Annotated in this window: 13 protein-coding genes; 5 read left to right on the top strand and 8 right to left on the bottom strand. The window is 65.0% G+C overall.

Annotated elements, in window-relative coordinates; translation table 11 throughout:
• The 3 genes from VX159_RS11025 (at position 1) to VX159_RS11015 (ending at position 5,112) form a co-directional block, all read left to right on the top strand.
• The gene (locus VX159_RS11025) at positions 1 to 951 is read left to right on the top strand and encodes an alpha-E domain-containing protein (protein WP_371322938.1); all 951 of its coding nucleotides are present in this window, start codon (positions 1 to 3) and stop codon (positions 949 to 951) included.
• A complete protein-coding gene (locus VX159_RS11020) occupies positions 948 to 1,682 on the top strand; it encodes a peptidase (protein ID WP_371322937.1) in 735 nt (244 codons plus the stop codon). Before VX159_RS11025 ends, VX159_RS11020 begins: the two co-directional genes overlap by 4 nt.
• An 82-nt stretch (positions 1,683 to 1,764) precedes the next feature.
• Positions 1,765 to 5,112, top strand: a complete 3,348-nt coding sequence (locus VX159_RS11015; protein ID WP_371322936.1) for a DUF2126 domain-containing protein — start codon at positions 1,765 to 1,767, stop codon at positions 5,110 to 5,112.
• Positions 5,113 to 5,194: 82 nt separating this feature from the next.
• Here the strand turns inward: VX159_RS11015 and VX159_RS11010 are convergent, their stop codons facing one another.
• The 3 genes from VX159_RS11010 to VX159_RS11000 are packed head-to-tail and all read right to left on the bottom strand — an operon-like array spanning position 5,195 to position 10,947.
• Positions 5,195 to 6,616 (bottom strand): efflux transporter outer membrane subunit, encoded by a 1,422-nt coding sequence (locus VX159_RS11010; protein WP_371322935.1) that lies wholly within the window; start codon positions 6,614 to 6,616, stop codon positions 5,195 to 5,197.
• Positions 6,613 to 9,729, bottom strand: a complete 3,117-nt coding sequence (locus tag VX159_RS11005; RefSeq protein ID WP_371322934.1) for an efflux RND transporter permease subunit — start codon at positions 9,727 to 9,729, stop codon at positions 6,613 to 6,615. The genes VX159_RS11010 and VX159_RS11005 overlap by 4 nt, the downstream gene beginning before the upstream one ends.
• Positions 9,730 to 9,738: 9 nt before the next feature.
• A complete protein-coding gene (locus tag VX159_RS11000) occupies positions 9,739 to 10,947 on the bottom strand; it encodes an efflux RND transporter periplasmic adaptor subunit (RefSeq protein ID WP_371322933.1) in 1,209 nt (402 codons plus the stop codon).
• A gap of 130 nt (positions 10,948 to 11,077) precedes the next feature.
• Here VX159_RS11000 and VX159_RS10995 point away from each other — a divergent pair, with 130 nt between their 5' ends.
• Positions 11,078 to 11,695: a TetR family transcriptional regulator gene (locus tag VX159_RS10995; RefSeq protein ID WP_371322932.1), complete on the top strand. Its 618-nt coding sequence runs from the start codon at positions 11,078 to 11,080 to the stop codon at positions 11,693 to 11,695.
• A 9-nt stretch (positions 11,696 to 11,704) separates the two neighbouring features.
• On the opposite strand, the gene VX159_RS10990 is transcribed toward VX159_RS10995, so the two are convergent.
• The 5 genes from VX159_RS10990 to VX159_RS10970 form a co-directional block, all read right to left on the bottom strand.
• Positions 11,705 to 13,834 (bottom strand): ATP-binding protein, encoded by a 2,130-nt coding sequence (locus VX159_RS10990; protein ID WP_371322931.1) that lies wholly within the window; start codon positions 13,832 to 13,834, stop codon positions 11,705 to 11,707.
• A gap of 129 nt (positions 13,835 to 13,963) precedes the next feature.
• A complete protein-coding gene (locus VX159_RS10985; RefSeq protein WP_371322930.1) occupies positions 13,964 to 15,304 on the bottom strand; it encodes a fused MFS/spermidine synthase in 1,341 nt (446 codons plus the stop codon).
• A 1-nt stretch (position 15,305) separates the two neighbouring features.
• Entirely contained in the window at positions 15,306 to 16,211 is a 906-nt protein-coding gene (gene rarD / locus VX159_RS10980) for an EamA family transporter RarD (RefSeq protein WP_371322929.1), read from the bottom strand.
• A gap of 15 nt (positions 16,212 to 16,226) precedes the next feature.
• Complete coding sequence (locus VX159_RS10975; RefSeq protein WP_371322928.1) at positions 16,227 to 16,943, bottom strand: DUF599 domain-containing protein; 717 nt, start codon at positions 16,941 to 16,943, stop codon at positions 16,227 to 16,229.
• Between the two features lie 268 nt (positions 16,944 to 17,211).
• A complete protein-coding gene (locus VX159_RS10970) occupies positions 17,212 to 17,811 on the bottom strand; it encodes an HD family hydrolase (RefSeq protein ID WP_371322927.1) in 600 nt (199 codons plus the stop codon).
• A gap of 146 nt (positions 17,812 to 17,957) precedes the next feature.
• On the opposite strand from VX159_RS10970, the gene VX159_RS10965 reads away from it, so the two are divergent.
• Complete coding sequence (locus VX159_RS10965) at positions 17,958 to 18,140, top strand: hypothetical protein (protein WP_371322926.1); 183 nt, start codon at positions 17,958 to 17,960, stop codon at positions 18,138 to 18,140.
• Positions 18,141 to 18,251: the final 111 nt, after the last annotated feature.

Here is an 18,251-nt window from a genome sequence, read left to right as displayed (position 1 = left end):
ATGCTGAGCCGTACCGCCGACCATCTGTTCTGGATGGCACGCTATATCGAACGCGCCGAAAACCTGGCCCGCCTGCTCGACGTCACCTGGCAGATGTCGCTGGTGCCGCAGCCCGAGGCTGCCGCCAATCAGAACTGGCAGGCCGTGCTGACCCTGAATAGCCTGGATGCCGTGTTTGCTGCGCGCTATGCCACGGTCAACGCTGAAAATGTGCTGAAATTCATGGTGACCGACGCCGAAAACCTCTCGTCGATCTACAGTTGCCTGCGCCTGGCCCGCGAAAACGCGCACGCGGTGCGCGGCACGCTGACCGCCGAAATGTGGGAAACGATCAACGCAACCTGGCTGGAAGCACGCGACAAGGGCTTCGAGCAGTTGTTCAACGCCGGCATCGGCGAGTTTTTCGAGTGGGTCAAGATGCGCTCCTCGCTCTCGCGCGGGACCACGCTCGGCACCTTGTTGCAGGACGAGGCCTACCACTTCATCCGTCTCGGGACCCTGCTTGAACGCGCCGACAACACCGCCCGCATCCTCGACGTCAAATATCACGTCCTGCGGCCGCAGGACGACAGCGAAGGAGCGACCGATTTTTACCAGTGGGGGGCCCTGTTGCGCTCGGTATCGGCCTTTGAGGTCTATCGCAAGGTGTACCGCGACGTGATCACCCCGGGGCGGGTTGCCGAATTGCTGATCCTCAAGGATGACATGCCGCGCTCGCTGCATTTCTGTCTCAACGGTGTGATCAAGAATCTCGAACTGGTCGCCAACCGGCTGTCCGGCGAGACCCAGCGCCAGGCCGGGCTGCTGCATGCGCAGCTGCACTACGGGCGGATCGAGGATATTCTCGAACACGGCCTGCACGAATGGCTGACCGATTTCATGGACCGCATCTACGCGCTTGGCGACGGCATCAGCCGCGACTTCCTGGTTCCGATGGAGGAGGCGGCATGACTTACTGCGTTGCCATGCGGCTGGATGCAGGCCTGGTCTTTCTCGCCGATTCGCGAACCAATGCCGGCGTCGATCACATCAATACCTACCGCAAGATGCACGTCTTCGAAAAGCCGGGCGAGCGGGTGCTGGTGCTGATGAGCTCGGGCAATCTGGCGATTACCCAGGCTGTGGTCAATACCCTGCGCGAACGGCTGGAGGCGCGGCGCGGCGCGAGCCTGTACCGGGCCAAGAACATGTTCGAGGCGGCCAAGCATGTTGGCGACTGCCTGCGCGAAGTGCATGAGCGCGATGCGGCAGCGCTGCAAAAATTCGGCATGGAATTCGCGGCCGCGCTGATCCTTGGCGGCCAGATCGGGGGCGAGGAACCGCGCCTGTTCAATATCTATGCTGCTGGCAATTTCATCGAGATCCAGCGCGAGACACCGTATTGCCAGATTGGCGAGGCCAAGTACGGCAAGCCGATCATCGACCGGGTGATCGCGCCCTCCACCTCGCTGGATGAGGCGGCCAAATGCGCCTTGATCTCGATGGACTCGACCATCCGCTCCAACCTTTCGGTCGGCCTGCCGCTCGATCTCGTGCTGTACGAGCGCGATAGCCTGAGTCTTGGCCGGCAGGTGCAGATCACCCAGGAAAGCCCCTACTACGGGGCCATTCGCCGCCAGTGGGGAGAGCATCTGCGGCAGGGCTTTGCCGCCTTGCCCGACATCGACTGGGCCGCTCTCTAGTCGTCGTTCCCCGTTCGTTCCCGGCACGCACCGGCGGCTTCCGGTGCGTGCGGATTGATTCGCTTGTTGAAGGAGAGCCGCCGTGTCGATCCACGTTGCACTCAATCACCTCACCCGCTACCGCTATGACCATCTGATCAACCTCGGACCGCAGGTGATTCGCCTGCGCCCCTGTCCCCATGCGCGTACTCGCGTTCTATCGTATGCGCTCAAGGTCCAGCCGGAACCCCACTTCATCAACTGGCAGCAAGACCCGCAGGGCAACTGGCTGGCACGCCTGGTGTTTCCGGAAAAAACCCGCGAATTCTCGTTCGAAGTCGATCTGGTAGCCGAGATGGCGGTGTTCAATCCCTTCGACTTCTTCCTCGAAGCCTCGGCTGAGCACTTTCCCTTCGTCTACGAGCCCTGGCAGCGGCACGAGCTGACCCCCTTTCTCTACCAGTTGCCGGCAACTCCGCGCTTTGTCGCCTACCTGGCAGAAATCCCGCGCACGCGGACGCCGACCGTTGATTTCCTGGTTAATCTCAACGCCCGCCTGCAGCGCGACATCAGTTACACCATCCGCCTCGAACCGGGGGTGCAGACACCGGAAGAAACCCTGGAAAAACGTTCCGGTTCCTGCCGCGACTCGGCCTGGCTGCTGGTGCAACTGCTGCGTCACCTCGGCCTGGCGGCGCGTTTCGTCTCCGGCTACCTGATCCAGCTGACCGCCGACCAGAAGTCGCTCGACGGCCCGAGCGGTCCGCCGGCCGACTTCACCGATCTGCATGCCTGGTGCGAGGTCTATCTCCCGGGGGCGGGCTGGGTCGGTTTCGACCCGACTTCCGGGCTGCTCGCCGGCGAGGGGCATATTCCGGTGGCGTGCACGCCGGAGCCGGCCTCGGCGGCACCGCTGACCGGTGGCCTCGACGCCTGCGAGGTCGAATTCGAGCACGCGATGACGGTCAGCCGCATCCACGAGTCGCCGCGCGTTACCAAGCCTTACCGCGACGATCAATGGCAGGCGATTCTTGAACTCGGCGACGCGGTCGACCGCCGTCTCGGCGAACTCGACGTGCGCCTGACCCAGGGCGGCGAGCCGACCTTCGTCGCGCTCGACGATCCGGATGGCGCCGAGTGGAATACCGATGCGCTCGGGCCGCGCAAGCGCCTGCTTGCCGCCGACCTGTTCCACAAGCTGCGCGCCGAATACGCGGCGCAGGGGCTGATGCATTTCGGGCAGGGCAAGTGGTATCCCGGCGAGCAGTTGCCGCGCTGGAGCCTGAACTGCTTCTGGCGCCGCGACGGCCAGCCCTTATGGCAGGACCCGGCGCTCTATGCCGACGAGAAGATCGATTACGGCCACAGCGCGGAAACCGCGCAGCGCTTCCTGAGCCGGTTGGCGGCCAAGTTACGGCTCGATCCGCAATTCGTTTTTCCGGCTTACGAAGACGCCTTTTATTACCTGTGGCGTGAACGTCGCTTGCCGATCAACGTCGACCCGCTGGCTTCGAATCTCGATGACCCGCTGGAGCGCGAGCGCCTGGCGCGGGTTTTTGGCCAGGGGCTGGCGCAGGTGGTCGGGCAGGTACTGCCCCTGCGCAAGAATGCCGCCGGCTCTTGGGAAAGTGGTGCGTGGTTCCTGCGCAGCGAACGCTGCTACCTGCTGCCCGGCGATTCGCCGCTCGGCTACCGTTTGCCGCTCGATTCGCAGCCCTGGGTAACGGCAGCCGATTACCCCTGGCAGCACGCGCCCGACCCCTTCGCACCGCGTCAGCCGTTGGCCAGCGCGGCAGCGATCCGGCAGCAGTTTGCGGCGGCGCCGAGTACCGGTGCAACGGCGGTCGACGCCGGAACGGCCTGCGCGGCAGCAAGTGTCGCGGGGGGCGCATCGACGATGTCGGCTGGTGCTCCGCAGCCGGGCCAGTCGGCGCCCGGAATTGTGCGCCTGGCGCTGTGTGCCGAGGCACGGCACGGGCGCCTGCACATTTTCATGCCGCCGACCGAGCGGCTGGAGGACTACCTCGAACTGCTGGCAGCGGTCGAAGCCACTGCCGCCGAACTGCAGACGCCGGTGATTATCGAAGGCTACGAGCCGCCGGCCGATCCGCGTCTGGCGCATTTCCGGGTGACGCCGGACCCTGGCGTGATTGAGGTCAATATCCATCCCGCCGCCAGCTGGCGCGAACTGGTGGCGCAAACCACCCACCTGTACGACGCGGCGCGCGAGTCGCGGCTGATCAGCGAAAAATTCATGCTCGACGGTCGCCACACCGGCACCGGCGGCGGCAACCATTTCGTGCTTGGTGGCGCGACTCCGGCCGATTCGCCCTTCCTCCGTCGGCCGGACCTGCTGGCCAGCCTGATCGCCTACTGGCACAACCACCCCAGCCTGTCCTACCTGTTCTCCGGCCTGTTCATCGGCCCGACCAGCCAGGCGCCGCGCGTTGATGAGGCGCGCAACGACAGTCTCTACGAACTGGAAATCGCTTTCCGCCAGTTGCCCGAGGCCGGGCAAAATGTGCCGCCCTGGCGGGTCGACCGTGTGTTGCGCAATTTGCTGATCGACGTTACCGGCAACACCCACCGTGCCGAGTTCTGCATCGACAAGCTGTATTCGCCCGATGGCCCGGCCGGCCGCCTCGGCCTGCTTGAACTGCGCGCCTTCGAAATGCCGCCGCACGCGCGCATGTCGCTGACCCAGCAACTCCTGTTGCGGGCACTGCTCGCGCGTTTCTGGGAAACCCCGTACAAGCCGGCGCGGCTGGCCCGCTGGGGCAGCGAACTGCACGACCGCTTCATGCTGCCGCACTTCGTCGAGCAGGATTTTGCCGAAGTGATCGGCGAACTGCAGGCGGCTGGTTATCCGCTGCAGCTCGACTGGTTCGCGCCGCATTTCGAATTCCGCTTCCCGCGCCACGGCGAGTTCAATCTGCGCGGCATCGCCTGCGAATTACGGCATGCGCTCGAACCCTGGCATGTGATGGGCGAAGAGGGGGCGGTTGGCGGCACTGTGCGCTATGTCGATTCCTCGGTCGAACGCTTGCAGCTCAAGCTGAGCAACCTGCCGCCCGACCGTTATGTGCTGACCTGCAACGGCGTCGCACTGCCCCTGCACAACACCGGTACCGTCGGCGAATATGTGGCCGGCGTCCGCTACCGCGCCTGGCAGCCGGCAGCCTGCCTGCACCCGACCATCGGCGTGCACGCGCCGCTGGTCTTCGATCTGGTCGATACCTGGAGCGGCCGTTCGCTGGGCGGTTGTCAGTACCACGTCGCGCACCCCGGCGGGCGCAATTACGCCCACTTCCCGGTCAATGCCTTCGAGGCCGAAAGCCGCCGCCTGGCCCGCTTCTTCCGCTTCGGCCATACGCCGGGACCGGTCAGCGTCGAAGCGCCGGTGCGTAGCGCTGAGTACCCGCTGACGCTGGATCTGCGTCGCTGCGGGTGAACAAAAAAAGGGGTTTTTCACGGTCGACCGTGAAAAACCCCTTTTTTTGTCGCCGCGCCGGCCTTAGCCGCGGCGACTCGCCTCAGGAAGCAGCCTGCCAGCCGCCGCCGAGGGCTTTGAACAGGCCGACCGCTGCCGCCAGGCGGGCCTGGCGGGTGGCGATCTGCTGCAGTTGCGAGTCGTTCAGCGTCCGCTGCGCGTCGAGCACTTCGAGGTAGCCGGCGTGCCCGGCGCGGTAGCGCAGGTCGACCAGGCGCAGGGTTTCGCGGGCCTGGTCGACGCGGACCTGCTGCGCCTGTTCGGCGGCGGCTTGTTCGCGGCTGTTGACCAGCGCGTCGCGGACATCCTTGTAGGCGCCCTGCAGGGTGTTTTCCCAGGCGATCAGCGATTGTTCGTTGACTGCCTTGGCCTGGTCGACGCGGGCCTCGGTGCGGCCAAAATCGAGCAGCGGCATGAGCAGGTTGAGGCCCAGCCCCCAGGTGCCGGCACCGGCGGCGAAGAGGTCGCCGAGCGCCTTGCTCTCGCTGCCGTAGCTGCCGGTCAGCGTGAATTTCGGGTAGTAGCCGGCCTTGGCCAGGCCGATCCCGGCGTTGGCGGCGATCAGCTTCTGTTCGGCTTCGCGCACGTCCGGCCGGCGTTCGACCAGTTGCGCCGGCAAACCGGCCGGCGGCAGCGGCGGCAGCGGCAGCAGTTGCGGGTCGGCGCTGGCCGGCGGCGCAATTCGCAGCGCCGGGTTGCCGCTCAGCAGGGCCAGCTGGTGCTCGCCGAGGGCCCGCTGGCGGCGCAGTTCGATCACCTGGGTTTCGGCCGCGGCGAGGGCGCCGCTGGCCTGGTGCAGGTCGACCGGCGAACCGAGGCCGGCATCGACGCGTTTCTTGACCAGGTCTAGCGCCTGTTGCCGGGTCGCCAGGGTTTCCTGGCTGACCGCCAGTTGCGCGTCGGTGGCGCGCAGCGTCAGGTAGGCGTTGGCGACCAGCCCGGCAACCGAGAGGCGGACCGCATCGCGGCCGTAGCGGCTGGCCAGCAATTGTGCCTGCGCCGCTTCGTCGCTGCGGCGGACGCGGCCCCAGACATCGAGCTCGTAGGACACGGCCAGGCCGGCAGTCCGGCTCTGGCGGATCTGCGGCATCGCCGGCGAGTAGGTCGCCGATTTGCCGCTGACCTTGTTGCTGCTGCTGCCGGCCTGCAGGTTGATGCCCGGGTACAGCTCGGCGCCGGCTTCGCGGGCGGCGGCATCGGCCTGCGCGACGCGGGCGACGGCGAGGCGCAGGTCGGCGTTCTTCTGCAGTGCCTGTTCGATCAGCTCGTTGAGCGCCGGATCGTTGAAAAACTGCCACCAGCGGGCGTCGACCGTGGCAGTCGTCACTTCGGCTTCGGCGGGCGCCGGGCCGAACAAGGCCGGCAACAGGTTGGCCGGGCGCAGGTAGTCGGGGCCGACGGCACAGCCGCCGAGGGCGCCGGCCGCGAGCAGCGCGGCCAGGGATTTCAGCAAGCGGGTATTCATGCGTTTTCCTCCTCGCTGGCGAGGTGCGAAGGATCGATCTGTTTGCCGCGTTCCAGCCACTTGAAGAACAGCGGCACGAAAATGGTCGCGACGAAGGTGGCGGCGAGCATCCCGCCGAAGACGCCGGTACCCATCGACTGACGGGCGGCAGCGCCGGCGCCGCTGGCCTTGACCAGCGGGAAGACGCCGAGGATGAAGGCGAGCGAGGTCATCACGATTGGCCGCAGGCGCAAGCGGGCGGCTTCCAGCGCGGCGTCGACGACGCTCTTGCCTTCGGCGTACTTCTGCGCGGCGAACTCGACGATCAGGATCGCGTTTTTCGACGCCAGCCCGATCAGCACCACCAGACCGATCTGGAAGTAGATGTCGTTGGGCATCCCGCGCAGCCAGATCGCCGCCAGGGCGCCGAGCAGCGCGAAGGGCACGGCCATCACCACCGCCAGCGGCAGCGACCATTTCTCGTACTGGGCGGCGAGGATCAGGAAGACCATGATGATTGCGAAGCCGAAGGCCTGCAGGGAGGAGCCGGCACTGCGCTTTTCCTGGAAGGCCTGGCCGGTCCAGGCGATGGTGTAGCCATCGGGCAGGGTGGCGGCGGCGACTTCCTCGACGATCTTGATCGCGTCGCCGGAGCTGATGCCGGGCTTGGAGTCGCCCATCACCTTGCCGGCGATGAAACCGTTGAAGCGCTCGACCTGTTCCGGACCGACCACGCTATTGACCTTGCTGATTGCCGACAGCGGAATCATCGCGCCGGTATTGGCGCGGACATAGACCTTGCCGATGTCGTCCGGCTTCATCCGGTAATTGGCTTCGGCCTGCAACTGCACGCGGTAGACGCGCCCGGCCTTGTTGAAGTCGTTGACGTAGAGCGCGCCCATGGTGCTCTGCAGCGTGGTGTACACGTCGGCGAGCGGGATGCCGAGGGCCAGCGCCTTGGCCTCGTCGACCTCGACGAAGAGCTGCGGCACGGTCGGCCGGAAGAAGGTCGAGATGCGGGTGAATTCCTGCCGCTTCTGCAATTCGGCGATGAAGCCCTGAACCACTTCGTTGAGCTTCTTGGCATCGCCGTCGACGCGGTTCTGGACATAGACTTCGAAACCGCCGGCGGTGCCCAGGCCCATGATCGGGGGCGGGTTGAAGACCAGGCCGAGACCTTCCGGCTGGCTCATGCCGATGCCCATGAACTTGCCGGCCAGATCCTGCGCCTTGGCGTCGCGTTCTTTCCAGTCCTTGAGCGGGATGAACATGGTACCGGCGTTGGGCTTGTTGCCACCGCCGATCAGGTCGAAGCCCGAGACGACGAAGGTATGCTTGACCGCCGGGTCCTTGGCGATGATGGCGCGGGTCTGCTCGCCCATCCGTTCGGTCCGCTTCAGCGTGGCGCCGTCGGGCAGCATCAGCGCCGAGATCAGGTAGCCCTGGTCTTCGGCCGGCACGAAGCTGCCGGGGATGATCTTGAAGAACGCTACGGTCGACGCGATCACCAGGGCAAAAACCGTGGTCCCGACAATCCAGTGGCGGAGGATGAAATCGACGCCGCGCGTAAAGGCGTTGGTAAAACGCTCGAAAGCGCGGTTGAACGGGGCGAACAGCTTGTTCTCGGTATGCTGCGCCTTGAGTAGCAGGGCGCACAGCGCCGGGGTCAGGGTCAGCGCGACGACGCCGGAGAGGACCACGGCGACAGCGACGGTGACCGCAAACTGCTTGTAGAGCTGGCCGGCGATACCGCCGAGGAAGGCAACCGGAACGAATACCGCGCACAGCACCAGCACGATCGCAATCAGTGCGCCCTGCACTTCGTGCATCGCCTTGATTGCGGCCTGGCGCGGCGGCAGCTTTTCTTCGGCCATCAGGCGTTCGACGTTTTCCAGGACGACGATCGCGTCATCGACCACGATCCCGATTGCCAGCACCATCGCGAACAGCGTCAGGGTGTTGATCGAGAAGCCGAACAGCCATAGGCCGGCGAAGGTGCCGATCAGCGAAATCGGTACCGCGACCATCGGGATCAGCGTCGCGCGCCAGCTTTGCAGGAAGAGGTACACCACCGCCAGCACCAGCACCATCGCTTCGACCAGGGTCTTGACCACTTCGTCGATCGAGGCCGAGACGAAGCGGGTGGTGTCGAAGGGGATGACGTAACCCATGCCTTCGGGGAATTTCTGCTTCAGTTCCTGCATCTTGCCGCGCACGCGCTCGGCGACTTCCAGCGCGTTGGCGCCGGTTTGCAGGAAGACGCCCATGGCGATGGTCGGTTGCCCGTCGAGGGTCACGCTCTGGTCGTAGCTGTAGGCCCCGAGTTCGATCCGGGCAACGTCCTTGAGGCGCAGCAGGCCACCGGGGCCGGAACTGCGGATGACGATGTTGCCGAACTCTTCCGGCGTCAGCAGGCGGCCCTTGGCGGTCACCGTGTACACCAGTTGCTGGTCGCTCGGCGCCGGTTCCTGGCCGATCTTGCCGGCGGCGTTCTGGGCGTTCTGTGCCTTGATCGCGTTCGACACGTCGCTGGTGGTCAGGCCCAGTTGCGCGAGGCGGTCGGGCTTGAGCCAGACGCGCATCGAGTAGTCCTGCGCGCCGAAGATGGTGACGTCGCCGACTCCCTTCAGCCGCTTCAGTTCGTCGACGATGTTGAGGCTGGCGTAGTTCGACAGGAACAGGGTGTTGTACTTGCCCTGTTCGGAATCGAGCGCAACCACCTGCAGGATGTCGTTCGAGCGCTTCTGCACGATCACGCCGTTGCGCCGGACTTCTTCCGGCAGGCGTGGTTCAGCGGCCTTGACCCGGTTATTGACGTTGACCGCCGCCATGTCCACATTGCTGCCGACATCGAAGGTGGCGGTAATCGTCACCGTGCCGTTGGCGGTGGCCGACGAGGTGAAATAGGAGAGGCCTTCAACCCCGTTCAACTGCTCCTCGATCGGGGCGGCAACGGTCTTGGCCAGGGTTTCGGCGGAGGCGCCCGGGTAGGTGGCGTTGATCAGCACCGTCGGCGGCGCGATTTGCGGATATTGCGCAATCGGCAGCACTTGCGAGGCGACCAGCCCGGCAATCACGATGATGATCGAGATGACCGACGCGAAAATCGGCCGGTTGATGAAGAATTTCGACATGCTCGCTCCTTAGCCCTGCTTTGCGCCCGGCTTGTCACCGGTCGGCTGGCTGGCGCCTTCTCCGGACTTGGCGCTTGCCTTGCCCGGCTCACCGCCGGCGGCAGCCGGTGCCTGACCGGCAGGTACTGCGTCCTTGGCCGCGACCGGCATGCCCGGCTTGAGCTTCATCAGGTTGTCGGTGATCACCTGGTCGCCGTTCTTCAGGCCGCCGAGGATGATCCAGTCCTTGCCCTGCCATTCGCCAGTCTGCACCGGGCGCGGCGCCACCTTGCCTTCGCCATCGATGGTCATCACCAGCGCGCCCCGGTCGGTCTGGATCACCGCCGCCTGCGGCACCAGGAAGAGGCCGTCGCGCTCGCCGGTGACCAGGCGGATGCGGACGAACTGGCCAGGCAGCAGGCGCTGTTCGGGGTTGGCGAATTCGGCGCGCAATTGCTGGGTGCCGAGCGTGGTGTCGATGTTCGAGGCCAGGAAGTTGAGCTTGCCCGGCTGTTCATAAACACTGCCATCGGCCAGCACCAGTTCGACCTTTTTCACGTCCTTGTTGGTGACCCGGCGGGCGGGCAGGCGGGCGAGGTCGCTGTCGCCGAGACTGAAGCGGACCCAGATCGGGTTGCTCTGATACACCGAGGTGAGCAGGCTGTCGGCGCTGCCGGTGCCGATCAGGTTGCCTTCGGAGCGAACGGCGCGGCCGCTGGTGCCGGCCACCGGGGCGGTGACCGTGGTCCAGGCCAGGTTCAGTTCGGCTTGCTTGAGCGCGGCCTGTGCCTGGGCATCGGCCGAAACCGCATCGTCGTATTCCTTCTGGCTGATCGCCTTGGCCTCGGCCAGCCCCTTGAGCCGGCTGGCTTCGCGGCGGGTCTGGTCGGCGCGGGCCCTGGCCTGTTCGAGCGCGATTTCGTAGGGGGCGCGATCAATCTGAAACAGCGCTTGCCCAGCCTTGACCGGGTCGCCTTCCTGATACAGGCGCTTGACCAGGATGCCACCGACACGGGCCCGCACTTCGCTCTCGCGGGCGCCTTCGGTCTGGGCCATGACTTCGATCCAGGTCGGCAGCCGCTGGCTTTCCACCTTGACGATGCTGACCGGTAGCGGGCCCTGCGGCGGCTTGCCGGCAGGTGCCTGCGACTGGCCGCAGCCAGCGAGCAGGGCGCTGCTCAGCACCAGCGCCGTGGCTAGATGAAGGAAGGGCGGACGGACGGAGGAAAAGGGGGGCATGGACGAACTCCGGGGAGAAATATTGCGCCTATTATAAACATACAAGGATGTATGTTTGTTGTTTCAAAGCGTAACAAGTTCGTTTAAGATGCGCGCCGAACTCGGGACGTTCCCGCGAAAAGGAATTATCTTGGTCAGGAAAACCCGCGAAGAAGCGGAAAAAACCCGCAAACAGATTGTCGATGCCGCGCGTGCGGTCTTTCACCGTTGCGGCGTCAGCCGTTCGACGCTGGAGAAGATCGCGCAGGAGGCTGGTGTTACCCGCGGGGCCGTATACTGGCACTTCAAGGACAAGGCCGAGTTGTTTTTCGCCGTGCGCGAGGACATCTTCGTGCCCTTGCTCGAACGCACCGATTCAATCCTGTTTTCTGAGGCTTACGGCGATCCGCTCGATGCCATCCAGGCTTCGCTGCAGGAATTTTTCCGGGTTCTCGACGATTGCGCGGTGGTGCGCGAGGTTTTCGAAATCATGATCCTGCGCTGTGAATATGTGCAGGAGTTTGCCGGGGTTCAGGAAGAGGTCAATCGTCCGGCGATCGATTTTCTGGCCAAGATCGAGCGCATGTATGTGCGCGCCGCCGAGCGGCGTACCTTGCGCGCCGGTCTTGATCCATTTGCTGCGGCCCGCGACACCTGGGCCTTCACCAGCGGCCTGTTGCATCTGGCGCTGGAGTGCAGGCTGGAAGAAAACCTGGCCACCAATATCGGGCAAATGATCGTTTCACACATGGCTTTGCGCCGGGCCTGAGCCCGGTCGCTACCGCTGCCAGCGCTTGATCGCGGCGAAAAGCTGCTCGGCGACGACCGGCTTGCTGAGGAAGTCATCCATCCCGGCGGCGGCGCATTGTTCACGGTCGTTTTCAAAGGCGGCGGCGGTCAGCGCGATCACCGGCAGGTGTGGCAAGTGTTCTGTGGCTTCCCTCTGGCGCAAGGCGCGGGTGGCGCTGTAGCCGTCCATCACCGGCATCTGGCAATCCATCAGTACCAGGCTGAACGGCCCGGTGGCCAGTTGTGCCAGCGCCTGTTCGCCATCTTCGGCTTCGCTGACCGCGAAGCCATGTTTTTCAAGCAGGGTGCGTACCACCTTGCGGTTGACCCGGTTGTCATCAACCAGCAGGATCGCTGCTGGCGGGGGGCTCGGAGCTTCGCTCGCTGGCGGGGCCGATGAAACCGGACTGAGGTCGGCGCTGGCATTGCCCGGCGGGGCCGGGAGGGTGAAGGTGAAGCAGGTGCCGCGTCCGGGTTCGCTGTCGAGTTCGATCTCTCCCCCCATCAATTGCAGCAGGTTGCGACTGATTGCCAGCCCCAGGCCGGTGCCGCCATAGCGGCGGGTGAATGAGTCGTCGACCTGCGAGAACGGCTGGAACAGGGCCGCCTGCTTGTCCGGCGGGATGCCGATGCCGCTGTCGCAGACGCTGAAACGCAGACCGTTGCCGGCGGGGGCGTCGCAGACCTGCAGGCGGATGCCCCCCTGTTCAGTAAATTTGACTGCGTTATTGACCAGGTTGATCAGGATCTGGCGCAAACGCAACGGATCGCCCCGATAGCTGGAAAAATGCAATGAGCCGATGTCGACCGTGATGCTGAGGCCTTTCTTGCCGGCTGCATCGGCGAAGAGCTGGGCGCTTTCGTGCAGCAGTTGCTCGGGGTGGAAATCGGCTACCTGCAGTTCCATGCGGCCGGCCTCGATTTTCGAGAGATCGAGGATGTCGTTGAGCAAGGTTTGCAGGCTGAGCCCCGAGTGGTTGATGGTCTGCGCGTAGTCGATTCTTTCCTGATCGGTGATGTCCGGCATCATCAGGATTTGCGCCATTCCGAGCACGCCGTTGAGGGGGGTTCGCAGTTCGTGGCTCATCACCGCGAGAAACTGGCTCTTGGCCCGGTTGGCCGCGTCGGCGGCGTCGCGTGCCCGGCGCAGTTGCTCGGCGTTTTCGATCTGCTGCCGCCAGTAGTCGCCGAGCAGCCGCATGGCGAACAGCGATGCGGCGAGAAAAATTAGCGCGACGGCGATGTAACGGTCGCGCTGGTCGCGCCAGCTGGCCAGGTATTCATCTTCGGCGAGTCCGGCGACGACGATCCAGTCGGCGCTCGAAAGGCGGTGGAAGGTGTGAATTCTGGCGATGCCATCGGAAGTGTTGCTGGCTTTATAGCTGCCGGCTTGCTGTCCACTGCCGAGCAGGGAGCGAAATTCCGGCGAGACCTTGGCGTTGCCGACCTCGCCGGCGGGGCCCGCTGCTTCGGGGTAACGGGTGATCAGACGGGCCTGGTGGTCGCGCAGAATCAGGGAGCCGTGGCGACCCATTTCCAGTTCGGCAAACAGCCGGGTCAGTTCCGCGATCCGGATGGTGGCATAGACCATGCCGCCAAAGTTGCCCCGGCGATCTTCAAGCCGATAGGCAAGGGCGGTAATCCATTTTCCGGTGACCCGGCTGATCACCGGCTGTCCGAGGCAACGGCGGGCCTTGTCGCCATCGCGGGTACAGCGGAAATAGTCGCGGTCGGCCAGATTGGCCAGCGTGTGCTGATTGACTCCCTGACCGTAGCGGATGTTGCCCGCTGCATCGGTGATGCGCAGGCCGTCCAGTTCGGGCAGGCGGGCCTGCAGGCGGCTGAGGTAGGTGTCGAGTGCTGCCGGGTCGATGCCGCCGGCGGCTTGCTGGCGTTCGAATTCGTCGCGTCCGCTGCGCAGCGCAAGGTCGATGCTGCGCAGCTTCTCGGTCAGGTTTTGTTCCAGGATGGTGGCCAGATTCTGGGTCTGTACCAAGGCCCGCTGTTCCTGCAGCTGGCGGCTTTCGAACAGCGAGTAGGCAACCAGTGCGATGACAAACAGGTTGGCGACTACAACCAGCAGAGGGAGCAACCAGCGGAGGGTGTTTTCGTTTTTCAAGCCTCGACTCGCGACGGGACGGTGCAGGGAGCGTAGGCGGGAGGCCCGGCGGTTACCGCACAAGGGTGGAATTATAAAACGCCGGCGGGATAGGCGCCCACTGATTGAACGAACAGGGCGGCGGCCGTTTCAGTGCAGACGGTCGCTGTCGGCGCGGTTGAGTTCGTCGCGGTAGATCCCGGTCGGTGCCGGCTGGCTGCTGGCAAAACACAGTACTTCGACATTGGCCAGCGGCTTGCCCTTGTGCAGCACCTCGACCGCGCAGCGGCCATAGACGCTCTCGATGGTCGCCAGCAGGTTGCGGGCGAACGGCGTTTCCAGCTTGCCGTCGAGGATCAGGTTGGCGAGCACCGCGCCGTTGCCGTCGCGCAGCACGCGGCGCAGCCCGACCCAGAATTCGCGGGTAACCAGGTGGCTGGGAATCGAGGTGTGCGAGCTATAGACATCGACCACCACCGCGTCGAAACGGCGCTCGCTGGCGGCGACGAAGCGGCGCGCATCATCGACGATGAATTCGCCAGCGGCCGGGCGCTTGAGGAAATCGCGCTCGGCGATGCGGCGGATGGCTGGGTCGATATCGACATAGGTATAGCGATTGTCCGGGTCGGCCAGCGACAGCGTGAAGCCGCCGGCGCCGAGAACCAGGATCTCGCGCTCGCGGAAGCCGAGTTCGTCGCGCAGTACCCGGCGCAGATGCTCGACATAGCGGGTGGTGCGCGGCGGCTCGCTATCGTCGAGCAGCGAGGCGACCGACTGGTTGACCTTGAAGGCGCGCGGATTTTGCTGCCCCGGCAGGTCGACCGTGGCAATCCGGTATTCGGCGTAGGCGGTGTCGGCATTGACCGCGTGTTGCAGATTGATCGCCAGGCTGGCGGCCACGGTCGACCCGGCGAGCAGCCAGAATTTGCCGTCGCGGCCGGCGAGCAGCAGCGCCCCGGCGGCGAGGCCGAGGGCACAGGCGAACACCGCCGAGGAAACGCCCAGCCACTGCATCATCCCCAGCGACAGCCCGAGCGAACCGAGGAAGGAACCGAGCGTGGACCAGTACAGCGCATTGCCGCTGGCCTCGCCGACCCGCTCGCTGGCGAGCAGGTTGGTCAGCACCGGCACCGTCTGCCCGAGCAGCCAGGCAATCGGGCACATCACGCCGCCGACGAAGGCGAGGTAGGCGAGCGGGGTCGGCTGCAAATGGCTAAAGGCGAGGTCGATCGCCGGGCCGGAGAGGCCGATCCCGGCCAGCGCCGCCGCCAGCAGGAAGTTGTTGCGCACCACCCGCCGGTAATCGCCGGCAATGCGTCCGCCGGCGGCGTAGCCGAGCGCCAGCGCGAGCAGGAAGAAACCGATGGTCGGCGCGGTGACGACAATCGCGCTGCCGACATGCGGCACCAGCCGGCGCAGGGCGATCACCTCGGCACCGAGCGAGCAGAAACCTTCGATGAAGACGATGGCGTAAATCAGGCGGGGAGACATGTCAGTTCCGGGGGCGGCGCGTCTTCTGCCACAGGCCGACGCTGAAGAAGGCCAGGCCCAGCCAGATCAGCGCAAAACTGAGCAGCCGCGCCGGTTGCAAGGCTTCGTCGAAGACGACGACGGCGGTGAGAAATTGCAGCGTCGGGTTGATGTACATCAGCATCCCGACGGTGGCCAGATCGAGGCGGCGGGTGGCGGCGGCAAAAAACAGCAGCGGCACGGCGGTCAGTACCCCGGCGCCGAGCAGGAAGGCCTGTTCGGCGAAAGTCACGGTCGACCCGGCGCCGAAGGCAAAAACCGCGTGCCCCTGGCTTGCCTGCCACAGCGTGTACGGCAGGCAGAAGGCCAGCATTGCCAGGGTTTCCAGCCACAGGCCGGGCAGCGCCTCGACCGGTACCCGCTTGCGCACCAGACCGTAGGTGCCGAAGGTTGCGGCCAGCGCCAGCGAGACCCAGGGCAGGCTGCCGAGCACCAGCACTTCGTGCAGCAGCGCAACCAGCGCCAGACCGACCGCGATCCATTCGTAGCGGCTCAGCCGTTCCTTGAGCACCAGCAGCCCGAGCAGCACATTGACCAGCGGGGTCAGGAAATAGCCGAGGCTGGATTCGATCACCAGCCGTTGTCCGACCGCCCACAGGAAAATCAGCCAGTTGCTGCCGACCAGCAGCGCCGCCAGCGCCAGCAGGCCGCAGTGGCGCGGCGATCTGAGCAGCGCCCGCACCTTGGGCCAGCCGCCGGTCAGCACCAGCAGCAGCGCGACGAACAGGCAGGCCCACAGCGCGCGGTGGCTGAGCACGTCGAGCGGCGGCACTGCCGCCAGCTGGTGGAAGTAGAGCGGGAAAAAGCCCCAGATGCCGTAGGCAGCGAGGCCGAAGGCAATCCCGGCGGCGCTCGGGCGCGAATTCATTGCGATTGCCGCATTTCAGGCCGCGTCGCGGGGGGCGGCGGCCTCCTCGCGGTGGAGCAGTGCCAGCGCTTCGGAACGGAAGTCGCGGCGGTAGAGCACGAGCAGGATCACGCAGGCGAGTACCGCCAGCACCCAGGGACTCAACAGCCAGCCGGAGGCCGCCAGCCCGAAGTAATAAGCGCGGATGCCGCGATTGAAATCGTCGCCGGCAAAATTGTTGGCCCCGGCGACCCGCTGCGCGTAGGCGTCGATCCCCGGCTCGCCCGGCTGGCCCTGCGGCGCCGCACCGACCAGAATCGAGAGCAGGTTGAACTGGCGCAACGACCAGGTAAATTTGAAATAGGCGAAGACGAACGAAGCGAGCACCAGCATTAGTTTGATCTCCAGCAGCTCGCGATTGCCGACGCCGCCGAAGGGCAGTTCGGCGGTAACGCTGATCAGCTTGTCGGAGGCGCCGAGCGCGGCGACCAGGCCGGCAATGATATAGATCGTGGTGTTGGCGTAGAACGAGACGCTGGTTACCAGGTTGCCGATCAGGCTTGAATCGGCGACCCGGTTTTCGCGCTCCAGCATCCGGTAGGCCCAGTCCAGCCGGTACAACTGCGTCGTCCGGGTCAGGCCGCGCGCGCCGTGCGGGCTGCGCTCGGCAAACCAAGCGTAACCGCCCCAACAGATGAAGAAAATGAGTAGTGCTGCCCAGTCGCCGGGAGAAAGATGAGGTAAAGCATGCATGGCGGCAGTGTGCCACAAAGCAGCGGCGGGTTTTTTGTGGTTTTCCGGGGTTGACCGTGGTCAGCGCGGCCGGAGCGCTGCGTTCTCCGGGCTGCCGGCGCAGACTCGTCCCCAGTTCCTGTGGATAAGTCTGTGGGCCGCGTGTTGGCCGGTCGCTACCTTTCCTTTAAGCACGGGCTTGGGCACGGTGCTGCCTATTGTTTAGGCAATGTGGCTGCGTTCACGGTCAACTGGCAAAAATGGCGGTTTTTCTGGTCGACCGTGCCTCTCAAGCTTGCCGACCCTCAGCGGCCGCCTGAAAGTGCGCTTCGGCCATCGCCAGCGCCGCCTGCCACAGCAGCGGTGCGCCGCGTTCGATCGGGGGCTGGCAGCGCTGCCTGATCTGGTCGAGGGTGGTGGCGCATTCGATCCAGGTGCCGCCGCCGGTTGCGGCGTTATGCAGCATCGGCTGGAAGCGGTCGAGCGCCTTGGCAAATTGGGCGTCGGCGCTGGCAGCGGCTTCGAATTCGTCCCACAGGGCGCGCAATTCGGCAGCCTGGGCGGCGGGCAGCAGGCCGAACAGGCGGGCGGCGGCCGCTTGTTCGCGTTCGGCCTGGCCAATATGGGTTTCTGGCAGGTGAAAAGGAACATCGCCCGCATCGATTTCGACAATGTCGTGAATCAGCAGCATCTTGACCACCCGTGCGAGGTCGACCGGGGCTGCGGCGTAATCGCGCAGGATTACGGCGTAGAGCGCCAAATGCCAGGAGTGCTCGGCGCTGTTTTCACGGCGTGAACGGTCGAGCAGGGGTGAGAGCCGGACAACATTCTTGAGGCGATCGATTTCCCTGAGGAAGGCGAGTTGTTTTTCCAGGTCGGGCGGCAGCATGGCGGGGGCGATGGGGTGAGAAGAAGGCGGAGTCTAGCAGAGCCTCGCCGGCTGCTTCGGCCGTCCCGTCCGGCGGCTGGTAGTAGCCGAATCGGGGCGCAGCGGGTAGAGTTCGCGTTTTTTTTCGTTCCAGAGCAGGATTGCATATGAAAATCGCCAAGCGCCGCACAACCTACCCCGCCATTTCGCTGCCTGCCGGGCTCGATGCGATTGTCGATGCCGAGGTGCAGGACAAGGGCTATAGCAACCACCCTGAGGCGATGAAAGAATTCAGCGCCTATCTGCGTCGCGCGGTGGCCTTTGAGCAGAAGCAGCGTTTCGGGCGCTGAGATCGAGGATCAAGGGCTGGGTTGTCCCCAAAAGCTGTGGGTAAGTCTGCGCATGGAATGTGGGTGCGCAGTGCAGTTCATTGATTCGCTGGAATTTTGTTCGCCTTGCCG

This window comes from Dechloromonas sp. ZY10 (genome assembly GCF_041378895.1).
Taxonomy (GTDB): Bacteria; Pseudomonadota; Gammaproteobacteria; order Burkholderiales; family Rhodocyclaceae; genus Azonexus; species Azonexus aquae.
The sequence above is the reverse complement of the archived record's forward strand: the minus strand, read 5'-3'. Positions and strand labels throughout refer to the sequence as shown.

Bases quoted from the DNA above. Each gene is read 5' to 3' on its own strand.
- VX159_RS10965 (WP_371322926.1), top strand. From the start codon at position 17,958: ATGAAAATCGCCAAGCGCCGCACAACCTACCCCGCCATTTCGCTGCCT.
- VX159_RS11020 (WP_371322937.1), top strand. From the start codon at position 948: ATGACTTACTGCGTTGCCATGCGGCTGGATGCAGGCCTGGTCTTTCTC.
- rarD (WP_371322929.1), bottom strand. From the start codon at position 16,211: ATGAATTCGCGCCCGAGCGCCGCCGGGATTGCCTTCGGCCTCGCTGCC.
- VX159_RS11025 (WP_371322938.1), top strand. From the start codon at position 1: ATGCTGAGCCGTACCGCCGACCATCTGTTCTGGATGGCACGCTATATC.
- VX159_RS11000 (WP_371322933.1), bottom strand. From the start codon at position 10,947: ATGCCCCCCTTTTCCTCCGTCCGTCCGCCCTTCCTTCATCTAGCCACG.
- VX159_RS11010 (WP_371322935.1), bottom strand. From the start codon at position 6,616: ATGAATACCCGCTTGCTGAAATCCCTGGCCGCGCTGCTCGCGGCCGGC.
- VX159_RS10970 (WP_371322927.1), bottom strand. From the start codon at position 17,811: ATGCTGCCGCCCGACCTGGAAAAACAACTCGCCTTCCTCAGGGAAATC.
- VX159_RS11005 (WP_371322934.1), bottom strand. From the start codon at position 9,729: ATGTCGAAATTCTTCATCAACCGGCCGATTTTCGCGTCGGTCATCTCG.
- VX159_RS10975 (WP_371322928.1), bottom strand. From the start codon at position 16,943: ATGCATGCTTTACCTCATCTTTCTCCCGGCGACTGGGCAGCACTACTC.
- VX159_RS10985 (WP_371322930.1), bottom strand. From the start codon at position 15,304: ATGTCTCCCCGCCTGATTTACGCCATCGTCTTCATCGAAGGTTTCTGC.